Raw genomic sequence first — 1,142 nt, 5'->3', positions numbered from 1 at the left:
TTTGTTATCGGTCTCTCGATAGAGGAGCCAGCGTTCAATCGAACTACTACATGGAAAGTTTTAGTTGCAGCTAAAGCCTGGGTCTCACATTACCCGATTTTGAGAGTTATTATCCATACAAACAATTTAAGAGGGATTCCCAACGCTTGGCATTTTTGCTTCTACTTCAACTTTAGTGGTTACGGTACAATGCTTTAGGTTTGGGTGTTAGCGTTGCTCACCCCTTAATTGGGCGTTATGTGTTTGGTCAGTTTTTTAGGTCAAAGCTACGATTTTATTGAGAATTCGTTCCGTGTTTTCGGCAAGTTGGCTTGGTCGAGATGGATCCTTGGACAACCTGAGATTAATCGTTTTCAAGGTTCTTTGGTTGCCTCAATTGCGTTTTGGAGCTGGTTTGTGTTGAGTTTCGTTGGTTTTAAATCGCTTTAATTGAAATGTCTTTTTGACTGGTTTTCTTGCTGACATTCAGCTCTGAAAATCTGGTGACGCAAAAAATTTAGCGGTTGCTGAAGGGGCGCTTTCTTTGTTGTCGATTCTGTAAGTGGCTCTCTTCGGCTAAGAACGCTGTGAAATTTAGGTTTTGGTAAGCATCGGTTTTTTACGTAACTTATTCAAATTTCTTCGTTTCTACGGTGGCTTACTTTGAATTCACGGTAAAATTCACATAACAAACAATTCAAGTGGATTCTCAACGCGTGGCAGTTTTACTATGCGTCAGGTAAAGTGTTTACGGTGCAATGCAGCGGCTTGGTCAGTGCGTTGTTCACCACTTAATTGGGCGTTATGCAACTCAGGTAAATTTAGGGGTTCAATCTTTTGGGATTTCTCCGGTCATTCGTTTTGAGCTGTCGGCAAATGAGTATTTTTACCCTCAAATTCATGGTTAACTCAAACCGTAAAACAGGCAAGATTCTTTATTTGCCTCAATCGGTTTTAGCGTGGGCGTGTTGTCAATTTAGTGGGCGCAAAGTGTGGAAAGAGCAAGTTAATCGATAATTTTGTATTTGTTGAAGGCTTTGCTCGTTGAGTTTTACTGATTCAAAAGCTTGGTTTGTTGCTGAAAGGTGTGCTTTGTTTTGGCGGCTTACTTATCACGGTTCGGGCTTTGGCTGATTCTTGGTTCACTTAACCAACATTTTGAT

At 40.9% G+C, this 1,142-nt stretch carries 1 protein-coding gene; it reads left to right on the top strand.

Annotation, left to right across the window (positions count from 1 at the left end; translation table 11 throughout):
* Positions 1 to 198 (top strand): hypothetical protein (locus tag AACW06_RS19650; protein ID WP_238336766.1); only part of this gene is annotated, 198 nt, incomplete at its 5' end.
* Positions 199 to 1,142: the final 944 nt, after the last annotated feature.

The sequence above is a fragment of the Vibrio sp. S12_S33 genome (genome assembly GCF_963889785.1).
Lineage (GTDB): Bacteria > Pseudomonadota > Gammaproteobacteria > Enterobacterales > Vibrionaceae > Vibrio > Vibrio aestuarianus.
The sequence above is the reverse complement of the archived record's forward strand: the minus strand, read 5'-3'. Positions and strand labels throughout refer to the sequence as shown.